1 protein-coding gene is annotated in these 1,131 nt (G+C 59.2%); it reads right to left on the bottom strand.

Annotated elements, in window-relative coordinates; translation table 11 throughout:
- Positions 1-166: 166 nt before the first annotated feature.
- On the bottom strand, positions 167-1,131 hold a 965-nt coding region (locus WG900_RS20120; protein WP_417598699.1), incomplete at its 5' end, for an IS110 family RNA-guided transposase.

Here is a 1,131-nt window from a genome sequence, read left to right as displayed (position 1 = left end):
TCCGCAGCGCGTGTTCCCAACACCATAACGACCTGCGACGGTCAGTGGAACAGACGGAGTGTCACGCGCCTTGGATCGATCGATCGCACCACCTGCTTTCTTCCTGCAAGATCACGCATCAGCTCAGCGCGATGGCATCAATATTGCTCATCGCTACTGGCCGATTTCAAGCCGCATTCGCCGAGGCAGGCTGGGCAGCATTTCTTCGATAGTGCTCACCGGTCACCATCAACTTCCAGGCAGTACGCGCCATCTTGTTGGCAAGAGCCACCGCTACGAGTTTGGGCCTTTTTCGTTCGATCAAGCCAACGAGCCATGGGGTAGTATTCCTGCCGTTCCCTTTTCGAGCATGCCGAACGACAGCGGTGGCGCCAACCACCAACACGCTTCGCAGCTGCTCATCGCCAGCGCGTGTGATGGCACCGAGCCTGACCTTGCCAGCTGTCGAATGGTCCCTTGGCGTAAGTCCCATCCATGCCGCAAAGTCTCGACCAGACTTGAACAGCCTGGGGTCCGGCGTTTTCAGCATCAGAAGCGACGCCCCGATGGGGCCAACGCCAGGTATTTGCGCCAAACGCTGACTACACTCGTTCTGGCGATGCCAAGCCATAAGTCGATCATCGACCTTCTCGATTTCCTTGCGCAACTGGGCATATTCGCGTGCGTGCAGCGCGAACAGCTCTCGGGCCAATTCCGGCATTTCCTCATCCGCCGCGATCCGCTCGAGTAGCGGCTCGATCCTGGATGTGCCGGTGCCCGTGGTCAGCCCAAACTCCATGGCAAAGCCGCGGATTGCATTGGTAAGTTGCGTGCGATTGTGGATGAGTCTGCTGCGCATCCCGATCAGCATCAAGGCCGCCTGCTGATCGGCGGTCTTTGTCGGCACGAAACGCATCGTCGGCCGGCTCAGCGCCTCGCACAACGCCTCGGCATCGGCCGCGTCATTCTTGCCACGCTTCACGTAAGGCTTCGCCAACTGCGGTGCGATCAACTTGACCTCATGCCCGAAAGACCCGAGCAGACGCGCCCAGTGATGCGACCCTCCACAGGCTTCGATTGCTATCGTCGTCGGAGCCAGCTTCTCGAAAAAACCGATCATCTGGCCGCGTGTCAGCTTCTTGCGCAACACTG

Source organism: Novosphingobium aquae, assembly GCF_037572715.1.
Classification (GTDB): domain Bacteria; phylum Pseudomonadota; class Alphaproteobacteria; order Sphingomonadales; family Sphingomonadaceae; genus Novosphingobium; species Novosphingobium aquae.
Note: the sequence above shows the minus strand (reverse complement) of the source record. Positions and strands in the feature narration are given on the sequence as shown.